Below are 17388 nucleotides of genomic sequence, written 5' to 3' on the forward strand. Positions count from 1 at the left end.
GTCAAATAAAAAAAGGAGGGCTTGCCCCCTCCATGTTACTTTTTCTTACAGCATGCTGGTAATTCAGCCGCTTTCATATCATATGGGCATTCCGAAGTACCTGCCAAAGGGCAGTTAATTTTCGGACATTCAGAGGTTCCTTCCAAAGGACAAACATTTGAAGAGGAATTGAACCCGAAAGCAAGGCCGCCAATTGCGAGAATACTTACTGTGGCCAAAATCATTAGTTTATTTTTCATATCTATCTTTTTAATGAAACATGAACCAAAGATCAGTTACGGGGGGAGGGGGTATCCAATTTTTTTCGTGACAAATATTCCATTAGTTGCTTTTCAAGGAGTTTAGCCTCTCTGAGTTTAGAAGGAACATCTTCTGCGGCAATATCTGGAAATAATAATCTCAGAGATTCTATGGTATCCTCCTGCCCACAATTACCAGGACAACTTGATGCTGTAGATGAAATTTTTTCCGCTAAAGCTTTTCTGTACGAATCGTCAAGTAATTCATAGGTGGTTTTTGAAAGCATTGATTGAACCGCTTTTAGCTGGAGTAAAATGTTTTCTGCCTGATCTTCCTCGTCAATTTTATCATAGATATATCCCAATTGGCCCTGAGCAGTTCTGAGTGAATGTTTAATGCCCTTTATTAAATCAGCTGCTATCATGATAAAATGGTTTTAGATTGATTGGATAGAATTTGAAGAACAGGGAGTAATAATTGGGTGTTTTCAGGGATCATCGTGTAAAACACCGTTTGTCCCACCTTCTTATCTCGGACCATTCCTGCGTCTTTCAATTTTCTTAAATGTTGAGATACACCTCCCACAGAGATTCCTAAAATGTCGCTGAAATCGCAGGGGCACATTTCACCTTCTTTATGAAGTAGAAAAAGGATTTTCAACCGTGCTGCATTTCCTGCCAAGTTGAAAATTTTAGTAGTCAAATCGAGTTGCCCTTCCAGTCTGCTGAGGGTTCCCTTACATTCCTTGATTTGGACTGGATCGGCCAATACTCTGATACACGTAGTACTCATCTTTTAATATTTTAGTAATTGCTAAAACGTAAAGATAGAGAAATGGTTCAGTATTTAAGTAAATGCTAAAATATCTATGTGGTTAGCTAATTAAGCTTAACTCTCTTGATTAAGATAGATGTGGATTGTTCTTGAAGGTTAGTCCAAGCAAAATACAATGTTCCATCAACCATTTCCATTTGAGGAAATCCACTCCCTCTTGAGGCGCTGGTTTCGGAAACTATTACCGGATTACTCAAAGATCCATCCTTGGAAACATTTCTAAATTTTATAAGCGGTGTTTCGTCTTCTAAATCTAGCCAACTAACAATAGCAGTTTGACCATCAGCCATAACAATATCTACTCTTCCCACTGACACAGAATTGTCAACAATAATTGGTTCATTGAAAGATTCTCCCGAATCATCCATAAAAGCGACCTTCACTTTAGCAATTCCTTCTGCTGCAGTAAACCAAGCTGTAGCTGTAGTATTATCATTCGATGCGATTCTTGGGCCATTTACTGGGCATCCCGCAATCTTCCAGCCATCATCATTCACTGCTTTTGGCTCGGTCCAGCTATTGTCCACCCATCTTACAAATGACATGTCTCTCATTTCTTCATCAGATCGATCACGGTAGACGATCACCGGACCATTTGAAGTCATGGTGCCTCCTGTTTGACAGCAGTCGCATACTCGCGAATCAAGTTCTGCTTCCTGTTTAAGATTTCCAGTCATGTCGAGTGTTGAGGTTCGGATGGTCATCGCTCCACCACCTCCATGACCGCCCGAATCGTGATCTCCGCCTCCAGTATTTCGACCGTCTAGCCAGGCGAGCAGAAACGTACCGTCATTATTTGGTAGCAAGGTCACAAAACCATGCTCGGTAGGAGTCCCATCCTTATGAGGAATAACCGGTTCTGACCACTCCCCTCCGGCAGGTTTATAAACCACATTTACATCGTAGGAGTAAGTGCCTGATGAACTCTTTGCCAGGAAATGAGCAATCATGTTTCCTTGATTATCTACAGCCATCATAGGATAATCTGCCCAGTTGACAAACCAGTCGTTTCCTGATGCGATGACCTCAGGCTGTTGCCAATTATCATCTTTCAGAGCTGAATACTTTAAATCGATCCATCCGGAATCTCTTTTTTCCACCCATGACATGTACAAGAGATTATCACCACCCTTAACCAGATAGGGCAATGAAGCATTGCTCCCTGCAGGTGATTCAATGCTTTCAAGAGCGGTAGTTTCTTTCGTTTTTTCCGTACCCTGCTGGCACGATAAAAGAGCGATAGCGATGAAGGTTAGTAAGGTTAATGATTTCATTTCAGGTAGGTTTTAAGTTGTTCAATTTGATCAGGGCTGTCCCATTTTCGGGCACCCACCAATGTTTCTAATAGTTGACCGTCTTTGCCTATAACGAAAGTCGTCGGTAAAGAATAGACACCTAAAGATTCCACTGAAGTCTGAATTTGTGTGAAGGTGAGATCGAAAGGTCGTTTCTCCGTGAATTGACGAATCTTTTCCGGGGATTCATCTGATGCAAGTATGAGGACAAAATCATTCGGTAATTCAGTCTGCATCTTCACAAGGTCAGGCATTTCCCTGATACATGGAGTGCACCAGGTAGCCCAAAGGTTAAGAATGACCACTTTGTTTTTGAACTGCTCAGAATCGAAGGCTTCACCTTGCAGGTCTGTCAATTTAATTTTGCTGAGAAAGGTCTCCTTCGGAGGTTGGCATGAGAATAATCCGCTTAGAATTAATGATATGATCAATAGGTTTCTCATTTGTTCTCAAATCCAAATGAAACAGCCGTCTGATCCCATTTGATAGAGATTTGACCTTTGCCATCACTCATTTCTACCACTTCAAAAGTGAGTGACTCAGCTACCTCATCAAGTTTATGGGCAGGAACGGTGACCCTCACAACATCATTTGCTTGATCGTAATCATCGGCCAGGTGCATGTCCCAATCTTTGCTGATAATAACAGTCCATTCGCTCTCGCCGGGAATAGTAAAAAGCCCGTATTTACCAGCCGAAATACTCGTTTCATTGATCTTCACATCCTTATCAAAAGAAATGGTGGTGGCTTTATGAGCGCCTGTTGCCCAAACTGTACCATATCCAACCAATCCCCCGAAAATCATTCGACCTCTTTTGCTTGGAGATCCGTAATCAATGTGGACGTGATTAGATCCAATCATAGCCATAGCCGAAGTTCGAGGACTCAGTGGCTTTTTAGCCCCTTCCTCTTTTTTAGCATCATGCTGGTGTTGAGTGTGATCTTCAGTTTTCTCATCTTTCTTTTCACTGGTGCTGCACCCCATCAGGGCAAGCACGGCAATTGTGAACATTAGGTTTTTCATTTTCATATCTATCTTAATCTTAAACTATTGCCAATTACTGAAACGGAACTGAGGCTCATGGCTAATGCAGCGAGCATTGGGCTTAACAAAAGACCAAACACAGGGAAGAGAACGCCTGCTGCTATCGGTACTCCCAGCACATTGTAGATAAAAGCAAAGAACAAGTTCTGCTTAATGTTTCTCATCACATCCGTACTCAATTTTCGAGCCCTTACTATTCCATCCAACTCACCTTTAACTAATGTAAGACTTGCACTCTCGATAGCTACATCTGTTCCTGTTCCCATTGCAATTCCAACATTTGCCTGAGCCAGTGCAGGAGCATCATTGATTCCATCTCCGGCCATTGCAACTATTTTTCCCTCTTCCTGAAGAGCTTTCACTTTCTCGTACTTGTTTTCCGGTAAGAGATCGGCTTCATATCCATCGAGTCCAAGCTTGTCAGCAACCGCTTTGGCAGTGTTCTTATTATCACCTGTGAGCATAATCACTTCCAATCCTTGGTCTTGCAAATGCTTAATTGCTGAAGCCGATGATTCTTTAATAGGGTCAGCTACACTGATGAATCCAGCTATTTCATTTTCAATCACTACAAACATTACGGTTTGGCCTTCTAGCTGTCGTTGTTTTACATCTTCTTCATGCTCCTGCTCAAGAGTAAGGTTAAATTCTTCCAATAGCTTTTTGTTGCCAATGGCAATTTGGAGCCCATCCACTTTTCCTGTAATCCCTTTTCCTGTGATGGAATTAAAATCATCTACTTTTTGTGGCTTTAATCCCTTATTCTCAGCACCCTGAACGATAGCGTGTGCCAATGGATGTTCACTGCTTGATTCAAGAGAAGCGACATTTTTGAGAATCACATCTTCACCGTGTTTATCATTAATGGACTTCACATCCTGAAGTGATGGCTTGCCCTGTGTGATTGTGCCAGTTTTATCAATAACCAATGTGGTCACCTTGTGCATTTCCTCAATGGCCCTGGCATCTTTCACCAAAATCCCTTGCTTCGCGCCTTTCCCGGTTCCAACCATGATGGACATAGGAGTTGCCAAGCCTAATGCACAAGGGCAGGCTATGATGAGTACGGTAACTGCACTTGTAAAGGCATAAACCAGTTTTGGATCTGGTCCCCAAATCGCCCAAACTGCAAATGCAATGAGCGCTATTGTCACTACTATAGGAACGAAATAGCTGGATACTTTATCTGCAAGATTTTGGATAGGCGCTTTTGTTCTGCTGGCCTTATTGACCATTTCAATGATCTGTGAAAGCAACGTATCACTTCCCACTTTCTGCGCTTTCATCAGAAAGGTGCTTGTCCCATTGATGGTACCACCAATCACATTGTCACCTTCAGATTTTTCCACTGGAACGGGTTCACCAGTAATCATAGATTCGTCGATACTGCTTTTTCCTTCTGTGATCTCTCCATCCACCGGAATCTTTTCTCCTGGCTTAATCTTAATGATGTCATCCAGCTTCACATGCTCCAATGGAATGGTCATTTCTTCACCGTCTCTAATGATCGTTGCTTCTGGTGGCACCAAATTGAGCAGCTCCTTTATTGCAGAGTTGGTTTGGCTTCTTGCTTTAGCCTCTAGCAGTTGTCCTAACAAAATCAAGGTAAGAATGACTACAGCCGCTTCAAAATATAAATGAACAGCTCCTCCCTCAGATTTGAATTGGTCAGGGAAAATGTCAGGAAATAGTAATGCTACTATGCTGAACACATAAGCTGCACCTGCTCCCAATGTGATCAATGTCCACATGTTTGGAGAGCGATTGATGATGGATTTGTACCCCCGAACAAAGAAATTCCAGCAAGAGTAAAAGATGACTGGTGTGCTCAATGCAAATTGTACCCAACCCCATGCCCTTTCACTGGCTATTCCTGTGAGAGAAATGCCAATCATCTCACTCATTGCAATGAAGAAAACGGGAATTGTGAAAGCGACAGAAATCCAGAACTTGGTGAGCATCTTCTTGTATGCTTGATGTTCCTCAGAACCTTCCTCTGCGGAAGCCTTTTTACGTTCTAAATCCATCCCGCACTTTGGGCATGAGCCTGGATGGTCTTGCTCGATTTCAGGATGCATTGGGCAGGTGTAAATGGTTTTAGAACTTTCCTCTTTTTCCAAATCCATTCCGCATTTTGGACAATCGCCTGGCTTATCGTATTTCTTATCGCCCTCGCAGAGCATCGGGCAATAGTATTTGCCAGATCCTCCAGTATCTTTTTTCTTAGATTGAGCAGGGGCATGATGGTGGTGATCATGAGATCCGGGAAGATGAATATCATAGCGACCTCCATCCTTTTTCATGGCTTCTTTCAATTTCTCCAACGGCACATGTTCATCCATATGGACAACTGCTTCTTTTTTCTCTAAATCGACAGAAACATTGGAAATACCCTCAACCTCTTTGAGTGTTTTCTCTACATGACTCTTGCAACCATTGCAGGTCATTCCCGAAATTTGATACGTGTGTTTCATCTCATTATACATTTGATGAAACAAAGTTCGTAGGAGCAAAACTGAATCGATTTCATAATCATGGATTTGATTTACACAATTTTGTCGAGCGGTTTTCGATCCCTATTGATCATCGATTTGTACTCTGACATACTGAGCCCTGTTTCCTGTTTGAACTGGCCGGATAAGTGATTGATGCTTGAATAATCGAGCATAGCTGCAATCTGAGAAAAGGAATGGTTACCGTCTTGAATCAACTCTTTGACCTTCTCTAGTTTCAACCGTAAGAAGTATTTCTCAATGGTCAAGTGTTCTCTTTGAGAAAATACTTTGCTTAGCGAAGAGTAGTCCTTCCCCAATTCATCTGAAATCATAGTCGACAATTTGTGCTTTCTCTGCATCGGAAGCTTGTCAATGATGGATATGAGAAACACTTTTATCCGTTCGACAAGGATTTCTTCTTTACTTTCTATCAATTCAAAACCATGCGCTTCGATTGTTTTGGCAATTGCTTCAAGATCAACAGATTTTGGGTCAACCTCGAGTACGCCCAATTCAATAGAATGCACCTCCACACCTAAGGCCGTTAGCTCGTCATTGATCACTTTCTTGCAGCGATCACAAACCATGTTCTTTATGTGGAGAGTGCTCATAATTACAATCTTCTTTAAAACCTTATCGACAATCCTCCGCCACCACCAAAGCGATTGTCGTAGCTTCCCATCAAAGAGAAGTTTTTAGATAACAAATATTCCGCTCCGGCATTCCAGACGATTTCTTTTGTAAAGTCTGTATTATTTTCCAGCTTGTTGACCAAGCCGGCATCTAACTGATATTCATAATAACCAAATACTGAAAATCTTGGGAAGAGCATAAGCGATCTTCCGACACCAATTCTAGGTCTTAACTCATTATCAATTCGAATGTCCACATTGAACATATAAGGTGAATACCATCTGACACCCGCAATAGCAGTCGTCTTAATATCATTCAGGCTATTTCTGGTGGTGTTCTCCACATTTACCCCTCCAAATACACGTAGATAATCATAGAGGTAATATTCATAGGAGAATTCGGTCTCTATGTTTTCGTTCCAGCCATATTCTACACCAAGATTGAATTGGTTTCTGATATTGGACGTCACAAAGTTTAATGCACCTGTATGGGAGGCAATATCTGCCATGCCCCATGAGTAGAATCTGTTTGTCTCATGTACCAGTTTAGCAATAGGATATGGTTCCATGCGTGGGTCTTCGGGTGTGTCATAACTGACTACCCTGGCCATACCGCCCATCATGTGATAGAGGATATGACAATGGAAAAACCAGTCACCATATTCATTCCCATAAAACTCGATGGTAACTTTTTGCATCGGAGGCACATTCACTGTGTGCTTCAGCGGTGAGTATTCACCATTCTCATTGATCACTCTGAAGAAATGTCCGTGCAGGTGCATGGGGTGGTGCATCATGGTAAGGTTGTTGAACGTGATTCGAGTCACTTCACCTTCATTGATCTTGATCTTATCAGTTTCAGAAAGCGGAATCCCGTTCATGCTCCAGATATATCGGCTCATATTACCTGTGAGATTAAGCAACACCACTCTGACAGGCACATCTTTGTCATAAGTCGTAGCATTCGGTGATTTTAAATAATCGTAGTTGTACTCCGAAAACAAGCTCATATCCATTCCGTCCATGGGCTTACCTTCTGTATTAATCATGTCCATCTTGGCCATTCCGGACATCTTTTGCTCATCAGATTTCATTCCTTCCATACCAGAATGATCCATTTTTTCTGACCCCATCTTCATATCACCATCGCTCTTTGGCGTGTCTTTCATTTGCATGCCCCACTTGCTCATGAGTTCTTGAGGATCGTCTTTTTTAGGTCTAAATTTTAATGCTGGTGCACCCATACGCATATCCATCTTGGCCATTTTTTTCATCATGCCTATTTTATCCGGGCGAGACACCTCAGGAGCCTCCATTGCTTCGCCTTTCCCAAAATATGCGGAAGCTGTCCCGGAACCATCCTGCGCTGTGGTTCTAAATTCTATTTTTCCCTTTTCAGGGATGGTAATAATGAAATCATAGGTTTCTGCGATAGCAATGAAGGTTTTGTTGTGCTCCACCGGAACAACATTAAGGCCATCAGCCGATACAATCGTTGGGTTACCGCCTCCAAAAGTCATCCAAAAAGAGGTGGACGCAGCTCCATTAATTATTCTGAGCCTTACTTTTTCACCTGGTTTAAAATCCGGGTATTCTTGTGTTTGCTGTCCATTGACTAAGAATGCCGGGTAATAAATATCAGCGATATCAGCACTTTCCATTCTTTGTCTCCAAAAGTTGAGCTGTGCACCCAGTGCTCCTCGTGCAATGACCTCATTGAGTGGGGTGGCGGTACCTTTTCGCCAGTTGTACCATTCTGTGCCTCTTTTTAAAAAGCGCAATACGCTCATGGGATTTTCATTCGTCCAGTCGGATAGCACCATGACCAACTCCTTGTCGTATTCTAGTGATTCTTCTTTAGGCTCTATAACGATCGAACCATAAACACCACTCTGCTCCTGAAGCATGGTGTGTGAGTGGTACCAATAGGTTCCGGATTGCTTAATAGGAAACTCGTATTTCTGAGTCTCACCTGGGGGGATAGGTGGAGTAGTCAGGTAAGGGACTCCATCATAAAAGTTTGGTAGAAGCAGGCCATGCCAGTGCACCGAGGTTTCTTCCTCCAGTTCATTTTTCACATATATCACCGCATATTCACCTTCCGTAAAACGTAAAGTTGGGCCCGGTATGCTGCCGTTGATGGTCATGCCCATCACTTCCTTTCCTGCCTTCACCACTTTCTCGGCTCGAATGGTTAGGCTGTTCTCTCTGACCGGAAGGTTGTCTACATTCCCCTCAATTGATTTTTCTAAGAGGTCTTGTGCCTTTCCAAACATACTACTCATGAGCATAGTCACAATCAGTAAGATTTTTGGAAAGCCTTTTCTTTTCTTTTTATTTAAATACATTTTCACGGTCTTAGCAAAATTTAAAGTTTCATTATTATCTCACTGCCCTAGATGAACTGTGTGTTTTTATAATCTTCCAGCTACCATCGATCTTTTTAAGCACGGATGTGGCCGCAGCTTTTCTTTCCACTTTCCTGAATTCTTCTTTTAAGACAATGTTGTAGATGTACGATTCAGTGGTGAAAGCATAAGGCATATCCACGATAACGCTGATCTCATAGTCGCTGAAAGTGAACGACTCGAAATGTCCCAACTCAGGACCGATGTGATTAGCAATGTAATCCCGATAAGTACCTTCAATTTTACCTTGCTCTAATACTTCCGATTCTTCAGAAAAAAGTGCATAAGACTCAGTAACATCCAGGCTTTCAAGTGTTTCCTTATAGGTCTTCATTACTTTTTTGATAGCATTTTCTTCGGCTGTCAAATCAATGACTTGTTCCGGTTTTGTCTTAGCTGTTTCGCCCTGACTTGAAGTTGAACAAGATGCCAGAATAAGAATGGCTGATAGGTATGTTATGTTTTTCATCTGTGTAGGTAGTTTTAATTATTGGGTGTTGAGGTTTTCAAAAAATTGAATTAACTGCTCAGTTTCCTTTTCAGATAGTTTCGCTTCAGGATGCATCCAGAGATATTCTTGGAGAGGCATTTCTCCATCCCTCACTTGAGAAATCATGGAGCGAATTTTCTCTCTTTTCATACGTCCTGAGTAGTCCTGAAAGTCAGAGAAGTTTAGATCCTCTTTTCCTTCCCTAATGTGCTTTTGTAGAAACCAAGCAAATGGACGTACACGGCCATACCACGGATAATTGGTGTTATTGCTGTGGCAGTCATAGCAGGAGGCTTTCACTACCTGCTGTATATTCAATGAAGCCTCTACAATTTGGAAGAAATCCGTTTTTAGAATTTCATCACTTTGATTGATGGGTACAGGAATGAATTGTATTCCTGCACCCACTATCAAAATAATTAAAAGTGCTTTTTTAAGCATTTTTATAGCTTAATCACTTCCTCTACTTTTCCACATTTAAGCATGGAAGAGCCAAAAAGTGGATTTCGAACTTCCTCGTTAGCGCTCAGCCACATACCCCCTTTATTTCCATTGTACATAGGGCAATACTGGTGATATAGCGTTCTGTCTGTTCCAACAATTCCAGCCAAATCTTTAATATCCTTACTTAGCGCTTCAAAATGTTCACGCTGATGCGCAATCTCGCTCTCTGAAATATGCTCACCATGGTTCTTTGCCACCTCCACAATCTCCTTTAATTCGGCTTGCTTATCTGAATCGAATGTGGACAAATCCAATGAGCCTAATGCAGTGGCCAGGGTTCCGCCTGCTTTTGCGGCACCTTCCTGGTTATCATTGACCAACGCATCTTTTACTGCCAGATAGGCGTCAAGAACAGGCGTCAATGCATTTCCATTTTGCTCTTCAACGGCAGCTGTTTTCTCAACTTTGGCTATAGGTTCAGCTTTAGTCTCAGCTTTTTCTTCTGTTTTTGTGGGACCACAGCTAGCAATAAGTACAGCAAGTCCAAGTGTTAATAGTGTTATTTTCATCGTATTTAAGTTTAAAAGTTTATCTAATTAATTCATTTAAGTTCTTCTTCAACATTCCCGCAGGTGAGCATCGCATCCCCGAAATATGGGTTCAGGATTTTATCTGAATCACTGAGCCAGAATGCTCCCTTATTATCGAAGGCCATAGGGCAGTATTGGCGATAGCCGTCAACTTCTATCTGGAACTTTTTGAGTGTATGAAAAAGTTGATCGCTCAAGGGAGAAAGCATCATTCGAGCCATTTCGACATCTGTTTCATTCCTGATTGCATCAGTAGCTTTCTGCAGCACCGCCAGATCCTTCATCCATTCAATGTGGGCTTCTTCTTTGACCAATTTCATATCTACTTTATCAATTGCAGCCTGAAGACTCTTAGCTTCTCTGCCTGCCGTTTTTGCATCACTTTGAATGAGCGCATCTTTTACAGGTAAATAAGCCGTGAAGACAGCTTGTATTTGCTCCTTAAACTTAGGATTGCTTGTATAGGCCTGTTTAGATTCATTCACCTCCAATTGCTCACTCATTTGATGTTGCGAGTGATCTGGTTGTGAGGAACTTTGGTTCGTTCCTCCGTGATTATGACCTGTCATAGCTGCTCCACCTTCTGGAGACATCATACTTGGTTTACCCGCCAACTGCGCAGCAGCATCAATACTGAATGTTCCATTCACGGCAATTTCCTCTCCTTGCTCCAATCCAGCTTCAATGACGTATGCATTGCCTAATGCAGGTCCAAGTGTCACTTCACGCATCTTGAAATGCATACCCTGATCAGTAGATTGTTTCACATAAACCACGGATCGTTTACCGGTCCACATGACGGCCGATTTAGGAACTGTTATTTCATTCCCAGTACTACCCAATGCAGCTTTGACCTCCCCTGAAGCAAACATTTCTGGTTTAAGGTTCCTGTCCTCGTTATTGACAACTACTCTGGCTTTTGTCACACGAGTTTTAGAGTTGATCACTGGATCGATGTAATCAATCTTACCTTTGAAATTTTGTCCCGGTAATGAACTAATAGCGAACTGAATGGAATCTCCCTTCTTGATCCAGGAAAGATCGTTTTCATACACATCGAATAGGACCCAAACACGTGAAAGGTTTGCAATTTCATAAAGGATTTGGCCCCTGTTTACATAGTCTCCAAGGTTGACTTTTTTACTAATCACATAACCAGACTGATCTGCGAGAATGGGAAACTGATCCTTCACTTTACCAGTAGATATGATCTGGTCGATTTGATTTTCTGATAGTTTCCAGTTTTTCAGCTTTTCCCTTGCTGCTCGATATAAATTAGGCTGGCTTTCTCTGATTTTATAAGCCTCAAACAACTCCTCTTGAGCTGTCACCAATTGAGGTGAATACAGATTGGCAATCACACTTCCTTTACTGACCAATTCACCTGTGAAATTCACAGAAAGCTTTTCAATTCTTCCAGGAAAATGAGTGGACTGACTAAATATCAGGCGCTCGTCTTCCTGCACTTTGCCATTCAATCGAATCGTTTTCATAGCTGATTCGCTACCAACTTTTGCAGTGACTACATCGGCAAGTTGCATAGCAGTTGGTGACATGGTAATGGCCATTGGATCAATACCTTCTCCATTGTCATCCTCTAGTGGGATCAAATCCATTCCACAGATTGGGCAGCTACCCGGTTCGCCCTGACGAATTTGTGGGTGCATCGAACAAGTCCACACAGTCTCTCCATTGATAACTTCAGTGTGCGAATGATCTGTTTCGGAACTTCCACCATAAAAAGCCCTCCCAAGTAGCAAACCACCGGCAAGGGTCGCTACCATCACAATAATTAGTGTTCTTATAGAAATTTTCATTTTAATACTTTTTAGCTGTCAAATAGTTAAGCTGGGCTACTGCAGTGTGATAATTCATCAGAGCTGTAGCTTTCATTTTTTTGTACTTTAAGAGTTGCTGTTGTGTCCGCAATACCTCTTCGAATTCCTTTCCTGAGTTGCCGTAAGCAGAAAGTAAAAGATTAAGCACCTGTTGTATTTCGGCGATTTGCTCATCGTATAGTTGCAAAAGGTCCAGGTGTTTTTCACGATCAAAATCAGCCATTTCATATCCTGTTATGAGTTGATTGATCCGTTCTTCCTTTTGAAGCGAATAACTTTCTTGCATCAACTGAGCTTCCTTCTTTGCTGCCTTATACTTCCCTCTGAAAATTGGGATTCCAACAGTGACCATAGGCATGAAAGCGTTTCGTCCATTATCCGCAACTGCCATGTCTGTTCGCTCTCCTACAATCACATAATCAAGTCCGACTCCTAGCTTGGGTAAGCCCTGCTTTTCGGCCAGCTCCTCTTGTTTTTTGCTTGCTTCTAATCGAATATCCAGTTCGTCAAGTATTGGATTATTCGTCAAAAGAGAATCGCGATTGATCACGATGCTGGAGACCATAAGGGAATCAGCTACAATTACTTCTGCTTTCTCGTCTTGATTCAAAAGCTTATTGAATGACGTAACTAAAGGTTGCTTTTTCTTTTTTAGAATTTCCAGATTGGTCTGCGCATCTTTCAACATTAGATCCACCCTGAGCACATCGACCAATGTTCCTTCGCTATTTTCAAATCTGGTAGTGGCAATGGTCTTATAAGACTCCAGAATTTCAGCATTATCGCTTTCAAGCTCAATCCATTTTTCCAATTCATAAAGTGGATAATATGCTGTAGCGACCTGATAATAAAGCCTATTTCTGGCGTCCAAAAAGGTCTGATATTGTGCTTCTGCATTCAGGGTTGCTACATCACCACTTGCCTTCAATGTACCAAACCAAGGAAACATTTGAGTTAATGAAAATCTTGCTCGTTGCGGACCTACACGTGTTTCAACTGGCGAAATAAAGTATCCAAATGAAAAGGTTGGATCTTGCAAGCTGTTGGCCTGAGGGATTTTTTCCAATGCGGCTTCAAAGGTTTTGTATTTGGCCTGAAGTCCTGGATTATTTTCTGCAGCAATCTGAAAGTAATCTTCTAAAGTTTGAGCACCTCCTGGAAGTACCACACTCAATGTTATCAATATGATTAGATACTTTTTCATTGCTTTTTCAATTTTCGTTCTTCACGCATACAGTACAATACCGGTACCACGAAGTAGGTAATTGCCGCCACGGCCATACCCCCAAAAGCAGGTATCGCCATTGGAATCATAATATCAGATCCTCTTCCCGTTGAAGTAAGAATAGGCAGCAAGGCAATGATGGTGGTGGCAGAAGTCATCACAGCTGGTCTAATTCTTCGCAATCCCGCTTCTACTACTGCATTTCGTATTTCTGGGATTGTTTGTGTCCGATTCCGATTAAAACTTTGATCCAGGTAGGTACCCATTAATACCCCATCATCGGTAGCTATTCCAAACAATGCGATGAAGCCTACCCAGACAGCTACACTCAGGTTGATCGTTTTAATTTGAAAGAGGTCTTTAAAGTCAATTCCAAGTAGTGTGAAATTGAAAAACCAGTCCTGTCCATAGAGCCAGATCATAATAAAACCTCCACTAAACGCCATGGCAATTCCTGTAAACACCATGAGGGAAGTCGTAGTTGATTTGAATTGGAAATAGAGAATCAAGAAAACGATACCCAGTACCACGGGAACAATGATGGCTAATCTTTTCTCAGCTCGAACCTGGTTTTCATAGCTTCCAGAGAACTTGTAGCTGATTCCAGAAGGAACATCGAGCTCACCATTGTCAATTCGCTCCAGAATGGTTCGCTGCGCATCATTTACCACGTCCACCTCAGCATAGCCATCTCGTTTATCAAAGAGGACATATCCCACTAAAAACGTTTCCTCACTTTTGATGGCTTGCGGCCCTCTCACGTACTCAATTTCTACCAACTGCCCTAGAGGAATTTGCACTCCGGTTGGTGTCGGGATCAACACCTTGGCTAGTGATTCTGGATCATCACGAAGTTCGCGTGGATACCTCACTCTTACTGGAAATCTTTCTCGCCCCTCTACTGTAGTGGTAACCTTCATTCCGCCAATAGCAGTTTCTATGGTTTGCTGAACATCCTCAATGCTGAGTCCATATCGTGCGATTTGTTCTCTGTTGATGTTCAGATGCATGTAAGGTTTCCCGACTATTCGATCAGCAAATACAGCTTCTGTTTTTACAGAAGGAACTTGCTTGAGTATTTCCTCGAGCTGTAATCCAAAATCCTGAATGGTCTGCAGATCGGGACCATATACTTTGATTCCCATAGGTGCCCGCATACCTGTTTGTAGCATTACCAATCTTGTTTCGATAGGTTGGAGCTTAGGAGCAGAGGTTACACCTGGGATCTTCGTTACCTTGATGATTTCATTCCAGATATCATCCGGAGATTGTATTTCAGGTCGCCAGTTACGAAAGTATTTACCATTGTCATCTTCTATCAACTGGTCTTGTTTGATTCCCTTTTGTAAGGCATCCTCATTGCTTACAAACGACCCATCTTTCAATTCAAATCGTCCTTCATCCACTTTGAATCGTACACGGTGACCACTTTGATTGACCATGTACTCCGGCTTGTAGTTGATGACGTTTTCGTACATGGAAATGGGTGCTGGGTCAAGTGCAGATTCTACCCTTCCTAGTTTTCCGACAGTTAGATCCACCTCCGGAATATTTGTTAATAACATATCCAGCTGGCCAACTACTTTTCGATTGTACTCTATACCTGAATGCGGCATGGATGTTGGCATCAGAAGGAAACTTCCTTCATCCAGTGATGGCATAAATTCTTCTCCAACGCCAGGAAAGGTATGTGCTAGTGTAGACCAAACTTTGGTTGGTTGAATCTCCACTCCAATAGTATCAAAACCTTTGGCAAGAAATCCAAACACTGAATTGAATCCCAGCCAGATATTAGCAGCCAAAAGGATGAGTAGAGTGGGCAAGAGCATGAACTTTATCTTATTGTCCAGGCACCATTTAAGAATAGGCTTGTAGTAGTATTGAAGTAATGTGAATGCCCCAAGGATGACGCCAACAAGAAGGGATACAAAAAGAACGTTAGTAAATACACTGCTACTAGCGCCTAGAGGCAACCAATATTTTCCTAGCAGCCAAACCACTCCGATAACCGCCAGAATTAATTCAGCTTTATCAATTAGACTGCTGTACCATTTTTCAGAGCTTTCTTTCTTTTGATACCAGGTTTTGAAGAATACAATTGAACCAAAAAACACCAACATGATTCCACCCCAAATTTGTCCGAATATCAAGCCTCCAATCCCAATCAGGATCAATCCGATATTCACTATTTTCTGTACTCTCTCATTCTTGATTCTTGCTCCAAAGAACCAGTAGGCCAGTGTCGGTAAAATGAGGAGTGAAACAATTAAAGCAGCAACCAATGCAAAGGTTTTAGTAAAGGCCAAAGGCCCGAACAATTTGCCTTCCGCAGCTTGCATAGTGAAGACAGGAATAAAGCTGACAATGGTAGTAGAAACTGCAGTGAGTATCGCTGTAGCTACTTCCGCAGACCCATTGTAAATGGTCGTGATCAACTTCTGTTCTGCTGGAGCTTCGTCCAGATGTTTTATGATGTTTTCAGAGAGGATTATTCCCAGATCTACCATAGTACCAATGGCAATGGCAATTCCGGACAGGGCGACAATATTGGCATCCACGCCAAAATAGCGCATGGCAATGAACACCATGAGTACCGAAATAGGCAAAATACTTGAGATCAGAAATGAAGCTCTAAGATTATACACCATGACAATCACCACTAAAATGGAAATCAGTATTTCAAGAGAAAGTGCTTCCTCCAATGTGCCCAATGTCTCATAGATCAATTGTGATCGATCATAGAAAGGCACAATGGTTAATTGGCTCTCCGTCCCATCGGCAAGCGTCTTCTTTGGAAGACCTGGAGCTATTTCTTTGATTTTATCTTTGACATTGTTGATGACCTCTAATGGATTGGCACCATATCTGGCTACTACAACTCCACCTACTACTTCTGCACCGTCTTTATCCAATAATCCCCTTCGAGTGGCAGGACCAAGCGACACTATACCAACATCTTTTACTCGAATCGGCACATTGTCTTGCACGGCAACAACTGCTTTTTCCAGATCCTCCACTGACTTGATGTAGCCCAAGCCTCTAACCAGGTATTCGGCCTGATTTATTTCAATGGTTTTGGCTCCAACATCTTTATTGGATTGCTTCACAGCCGTCATCACTCGGTGAAGTGGAATATTGTAAGCCAAAAGGGCATCAGGATTTACGTCAATTTGATATTCCTGCACAAATCCACCGATGGAAGCTACTTCTGACACTCCTTCAGTGGCATTCAATCCATACTTCACATAGAAATCCTGAACGGTCCGAATCTCGTGAAGATCCCATCCTCCTGTAGGATTTCCATCACCATCTCTGCCTTCAATGGTGTACCAATACACCTGACCAAGTGCTGTAGCATCTGGTCCCAGTGTAGGTTGAACGTTCTCCGGAAGCAGTCCTGATGGAATGGAATTCAGTTTTTCGAGAATTCGTGATCTACTCCAGTAGAATTCAATATCTTCATTGAATATGATATAGATACTAGAGAACCCAAAAATAGAGGAGCTACGGATAGACTTTACTCCAGGTATACCCAAGAGGTAAGTAGTCAATGGATACGAAATTTGATCTTCAATATCCTGCGGTGACCGTCCCTGCCACTGAGTAAATACAATCTGTTGATTCTCCCCAATATCCGGAATGGCATCAACAGGGACAGGATCAGAAGGCAAAGCACCGACTTGCCATCCGAATGGAGCTGTCACTATACCCCAAGCAATGAAGCCAATGAGGATCAGAACGGTTACAAGCCTGTTTTCTAAGAAATATTTTATGATTCGATTGAGCATAATATGTTTTGAAATGAAACTGAAACATCAGTCCAAAATGGGTGTTGATTAACCCTCCTGACAA

Annotated in this window: 15 protein-coding genes; all 15 read right to left on the reverse strand. The window is 42.1% G+C overall.

The window, feature by feature from the left end; translation table 11 throughout:
- Positions 1 to 35: 35 nt before the first annotated feature.
- A complete protein-coding gene (locus tag ACEQZT_RS13575; RefSeq protein WP_370089991.1) occupies positions 36 to 239 on the reverse strand; it encodes a hypothetical protein in 204 nt (67 codons plus the stop codon).
- 32 nt (positions 240 to 271) lie between these two features.
- A complete protein-coding gene (locus ACEQZT_RS13580) occupies positions 272 to 664 on the reverse strand; it encodes a metal-sensing transcriptional repressor (protein ID WP_370089992.1) in 393 nt (130 codons plus the stop codon).
- On the reverse strand, positions 661 to 1032 hold the full coding sequence (locus ACEQZT_RS13585; RefSeq protein WP_370089993.1) for an ArsR/SmtB family transcription factor: 372 nt from the start codon (positions 1030 to 1032) through the stop codon (positions 661 to 663). The genes ACEQZT_RS13580 and ACEQZT_RS13585 overlap by 4 nt, the downstream gene beginning before the upstream one ends.
- Positions 1033 to 1118: 86 nt before the next feature.
- On the reverse strand, positions 1119 to 2348 hold the full coding sequence (locus ACEQZT_RS13590) for an exo-alpha-sialidase (RefSeq protein ID WP_370089994.1): 1230 nt from the start codon (positions 2346 to 2348) through the stop codon (positions 1119 to 1121).
- The gene (locus tag ACEQZT_RS13595) at positions 2345 to 2812 is read right to left on the reverse strand and encodes a TlpA family protein disulfide reductase (protein ID WP_370089995.1); all 468 of its coding nucleotides are present in this window, start codon (positions 2810 to 2812) and stop codon (positions 2345 to 2347) included. Before ACEQZT_RS13595 ends, ACEQZT_RS13590 begins: the two co-directional genes overlap by 4 nt.
- Positions 2809 to 3393: a DUF2911 domain-containing protein gene (locus ACEQZT_RS13600; RefSeq protein WP_370089996.1), complete on the reverse strand. Its 585-nt coding sequence runs from the start codon at positions 3391 to 3393 to the stop codon at positions 2809 to 2811. The genes ACEQZT_RS13595 and ACEQZT_RS13600 overlap by 4 nt, the downstream gene beginning before the upstream one ends.
- Positions 3394 to 3401: 8 nt before the next feature.
- A complete protein-coding gene (locus ACEQZT_RS13605; RefSeq protein WP_370089997.1) occupies positions 3402 to 5888 on the reverse strand; it encodes a heavy metal translocating P-type ATPase in 2487 nt (828 codons plus the stop codon).
- A 71-nt stretch (positions 5889 to 5959) separates the two neighbouring features.
- Positions 5960 to 6520, reverse strand: a complete 561-nt coding sequence (locus ACEQZT_RS13610; RefSeq protein ID WP_370089998.1) for an AraC family transcriptional regulator — start codon at positions 6518 to 6520, stop codon at positions 5960 to 5962.
- A gap of 14 nt (positions 6521 to 6534) precedes the next feature.
- Positions 6535 to 8832 carry a multicopper oxidase domain-containing protein gene (locus tag ACEQZT_RS13615; protein WP_370090366.1) on the reverse strand — a complete coding sequence of 766 codons (2298 nt, stop codon included), beginning with the start codon at positions 8830 to 8832 and terminating at the stop codon, positions 6535 to 6537.
- A 91-nt stretch (positions 8833 to 8923) separates the two neighbouring features.
- The gene (locus ACEQZT_RS13620; protein ID WP_370089999.1) at positions 8924 to 9418 is read right to left on the reverse strand and encodes a nuclear transport factor 2 family protein; all 495 of its coding nucleotides are present in this window, start codon (positions 9416 to 9418) and stop codon (positions 8924 to 8926) included.
- 18 nt (positions 9419 to 9436) lie between these two features.
- Positions 9437 to 9880, reverse strand: a complete 444-nt coding sequence (locus ACEQZT_RS13625) for a heme-binding domain-containing protein (RefSeq protein ID WP_370090000.1) — start codon at positions 9878 to 9880, stop codon at positions 9437 to 9439.
- A gap of 2 nt (positions 9881 to 9882) precedes the next feature.
- Entirely contained in the window at positions 9883 to 10452 is a 570-nt protein-coding gene (locus ACEQZT_RS13630; RefSeq protein WP_370090001.1) for a DUF3347 domain-containing protein, read from the reverse strand.
- Between the two features lie 32 nt (positions 10453 to 10484).
- On the reverse strand, positions 10485 to 12290 hold the full coding sequence (locus ACEQZT_RS13635; RefSeq protein ID WP_370090002.1) for an efflux RND transporter periplasmic adaptor subunit: 1806 nt from the start codon (positions 12288 to 12290) through the stop codon (positions 10485 to 10487).
- 1 nt (position 12291) lies between these two features.
- The gene (locus tag ACEQZT_RS13640) at positions 12292 to 13515 is read right to left on the reverse strand and encodes a TolC family protein (RefSeq protein WP_370090003.1); all 1224 of its coding nucleotides are present in this window, start codon (positions 13513 to 13515) and stop codon (positions 12292 to 12294) included.
- Positions 13512 to 17324 carry an efflux RND transporter permease subunit gene (locus ACEQZT_RS13645; RefSeq protein ID WP_370090004.1) on the reverse strand — a complete coding sequence of 1271 codons (3813 nt, stop codon included), beginning with the start codon at positions 17322 to 17324 and terminating at the stop codon, positions 13512 to 13514. The genes ACEQZT_RS13640 and ACEQZT_RS13645 overlap by 4 nt, the downstream gene beginning before the upstream one ends.
- Positions 17325 to 17388 lie beyond the last annotated feature (64 nt).

It is taken from the genome of Ekhidna sp. (genome assembly GCF_964218185.1).
In the GTDB taxonomy this organism is placed as follows: domain Bacteria; phylum Bacteroidota; class Bacteroidia; order Cytophagales; family Cyclobacteriaceae; genus Ekhidna.